This is a genomic window from Gemmiger formicilis, from assembly GCF_016901605.1.
Lineage (GTDB): Bacteria > Bacillota > Clostridia > Oscillospirales > Ruminococcaceae > Gemmiger > Gemmiger formicilis_B.
The window spans coordinates 1-3,165 of the sequence record NZ_JACJKP010000243.1 but is presented as its reverse complement, the minus strand read 5'-3'; the positions used below and the strand labels follow the sequence as shown (position 1 = coordinate 3,165).

Below are 3,165 nucleotides of genomic sequence, written 5' to 3'. Positions count from 1 at the left end.
CGATGAGCGCCAGCACGCCGATGGGCAGGAACACATAGGCAAACCAGGGCTGGGTCCAGGAGAGTCCGCCGCCTGCCATGGTGTATTCGATTCTTTCGCTGTCCAGAGCTTTGATTAATTCCGCAGAGGTAATGGCAAAGTTTACGCCTTCGCTCTTGCCCTGCTCATCCACTGCGCCGGAAGCGTTGATTCCAATCAAATTTCCCCGTTCATCTACCAACGGGCCGCCGGAATTGCCGTGATTGATATATACATCCATCTGAAACGCGTCGTAGCTGCTCCATGCCGGCTTAGTGCGCTTGCTGATGATCCCCTTGGTCAGTGTAATGTCATCCTCGTCGTAGGTGTTGAATTGCTGGCTTTGGCTTGCCACGCCCGGATACCCCAGCGCGAAAGCGGTGTCGCCGACAGCAACATCATCTGCGTCCCTGATGGGAATGGCTTCTCGTTTATCCGTCTTTGACGGCAATCTGATAATCGCAATATCCTTCTCATTGAAAGCAGAATAATAGACCACCTCCGCTGTAACATAATCATTTTCCGCTGCAGAGAAGTATACCTGCACGCCTGCCGAAGATACTTGCTCCGCATATACTTTGGGACCCATATAGCCGTATTCCACCACATGGCCGTTGGTCACAATATATTCCACCGGTTCGCCGGGTTTCCCGATGGCAAAACCAGTGCCCATGGCACCGGCGGACTGACCATCGGTAAGCTGGAGATAGGAGTACACCATGACGACGCTCTTGCGCGCCTCATAGGGGTCCGTACCGCCCCCGCCTACCAAGCCCAATACGCCGAACACGCCGGCGGCCAGGCCAATAACCAGCAGCAGGATGGCAACAACCTGCTTGCTCGATGACTTTTTCGCTTCCATTATGATTCCTCCTCATTTTTCCCATGGTATTTCAATGCGATTGCCGTATAGTTATCCTGGCCCGGCTTTCCGGCGGCCAGGATTTCCTCCTCCAGCTTGTCGCAGCACGCCTGGGGGGGAAGCGCCATGGCTTCCCGGATCTGCTTCAAGGTCAGTGTATCGCTCACCCCGTCCGAGCAGAGCAGCAGCGCGTCCTCCGGCTGGAGAAGAAAGGGCATACGGGTATAGTCGCATGTTACTTCTTCTTTTCCTATGTACTCCGAAAGGGCTCCCGCCTGAGGATCTTGAAACGCTTCCTCCACGGGGAACGCCCCGTCCAGTGCCCTCAAAATCAAATCGTTCTTAAATTCCTGCCGGGCATTTAACCCATAGAGTTTGTTTTCCCTGAGCAGGAACAAATCGCTGTCGCCTACGCACCAGAAGGAGAGGCGATTCTCTTTGAGCAGGGCCGCCACCAGGGTAGTCCCCCCGTGCCCGCGAAACTGCTGATAGACTCTGGCGCTTCGCTGGTATACCCAGCCGGGCACATCGCTGTCATCTGTCCAGGGAAAGATCCCCACCAGCTGGGAGGCGGTTTCCGCAGCGATCATGCCGCCCTCCGCCATACCGCCCATGCCGTCGCACAGCACAGCAAGCAGCCCGTCTTCCTCATAACGATCCATGCGGGAGATGCCGAAAGCGTCCTGCTGTTCTTCCCGGCTGCCAACGCCCTGTAGGTTGGCAAGCTCCAGTTCCGGCAGCGGTTCCGGACGTTCCGTAATCGGTTCTTCCACCGCCTGATCACCCCGCTTCTTTTTCTTCTTCCGCCGTATCAGGAAAAAGGCGAGAATCAGCGCCAATAGAAGCGCTGCGCCCGCCGCAACCGCCATCCAGACGCGGATGACGGTATCCGGAAACAGCGGCTGGTTTAACCATGAAAGTACACGCTCCATCCTTTACTCCTCATTCCACTGGAATTGCTCGCCGCACAGGGGCAGGAAGAGAAGCTGGCTCTTTCCCACCTCGATCACATCGTAGGCTTTTAAGGGGCGTACCATTTCCACCTGTTCGTCGTTGCAGTAAGTGATGCCCCTGCCCTGGCCGGGAGAAAGGGAAAAGCTGTTATGCTTGGCGTCATATGTAACCAATGCATGGCTTTCTCTGGACACGGTATCGTCATCCGCCAGGGCCACATCCATCGCCGCTGCCCGTCCTATGAAGTTTCTGCCTGCTACCAGCTTATAATCTGCGCCGCGATGGGGACCGGAAACACAGACCAAGAATCCTACTGCAGGATCAATACCGATCTTCTTTTTAATAATGCCCACCGTCTTGCCTCTGTCTGCTTCCGGCGCAGCGCCTCCCGGCACAGCAGCCACGGTCTTCCCTACCGTTCCGGCCGCAACCGTCTTTCCGACCCCGGCGCCCTCCTGGCAGTAGGGGCAGCTATCGAATCTGGATTCATCGTAAAAATGGCCATTGTCACACTGTCTCATAATTGTTTTCCTCCTGATAAAGAAATCTTAAGGATTATCCAAAACCATCCTTGGTTTTTTACTGTTCTTACTGTAGCGCCTTTTTCAGGATTTGTGCAGGTCGCTTTAGCGCCAATTTCCCAAAAATTATGTGGCGCACCTGCGCCAATCCGCATTTTTCGCAGAAATCATGGGGAAATACCGCTTATCTCATCAGATCCTGATAGTCTGGGTCTGCTGTCCGAATCCCCCACACCAATTCCCAAAGTTTTTCATCCCCGGAAAGGACATAGCACCTGCCATCCACCCCTTCGAACCGGCGTTTATCAAACCAGAAACTGTAGGTATCCCCTTGCGCCGTCACAAATGTAAGCCCCCGGGTATCTGTAGAGACGATGGGTGACTCGGATTCCACCGACACATCCCGCAGCGCCTGCAAGACCCCGGCGATCACCGTTTCGTCCCTTGTCTCGTAGTCCGCCGCCGTCTCCGTCCAATGGTGAAAGATCAGTTCCACCGGCAGTTCCTCATGGGGCAGCTCCAAAAGCTCCCGCTGCCTTTCGGTACAGTAAGCAAAAAGGGAGTCCCCTTGGTATGCCGGGGACGAAGTCTCTGTCGGGGACGAAGTTTCTGCCGGAAGCGCAGGATCTGATGCTGCACACCCCACCAGCAAACAGACGGCGGCCAGAAGTACTGCTGACCCTCTTTTTTTCATTCGTGCCTCCTTTCTTCTGTCCTGGTCTCATGAATCGCTTTGCCGCTCGGTCTGTAACGCCAAAGGCGATCCAAACTCTTTTTTTGTCCTTTTATGATTTTACTGTATCGTTTTTT

Annotated in this window: 5 protein-coding genes; 1 reads left to right on the top strand and 4 read right to left on the bottom strand. The window is 54.8% G+C overall.

The annotated features are described in order from the left end of the window. From H6B10_RS13590 to H6B10_RS13575, 4 genes are all read right to left on the bottom strand, one after another. Positions 1-880 (bottom strand): S1C family serine protease (locus H6B10_RS13590; protein WP_204652096.1); only part of this gene is annotated, 880 nt, incomplete at its 3' end. After that, complete coding sequence (locus H6B10_RS13585) at positions 880-1,812, bottom strand: PP2C family protein-serine/threonine phosphatase (RefSeq protein WP_204652095.1); 933 nt, start codon at positions 1,810-1,812, stop codon at positions 880-882. The genes H6B10_RS13590 and H6B10_RS13585, both read right to left, overlap by 1 nt. 3 nt (positions 1,813-1,815) lie before the next feature. Continuing rightward, a complete protein-coding gene (locus tag H6B10_RS13580; protein ID WP_007048424.1) occupies positions 1,816-2,355 on the bottom strand; it encodes an FHA domain-containing protein in 540 nt (179 codons plus the stop codon). 184 nt (positions 2,356-2,539) lie between these two features. Then, positions 2,540-2,878, bottom strand: a complete 339-nt coding sequence (locus H6B10_RS13575) for a hypothetical protein (RefSeq protein WP_147644588.1) — start codon at positions 2,876-2,878, stop codon at positions 2,540-2,542. A gap of 50 nt (positions 2,879-2,928) precedes the next feature. On the opposite strand from H6B10_RS13575, the gene H6B10_RS13570 reads away from it, so the two are divergent. Continuing rightward, the coding region (locus H6B10_RS13570; protein WP_147644587.1) for a hypothetical protein at positions 2,929-3,165 on the top strand (237 nt) is incomplete at its 3' end.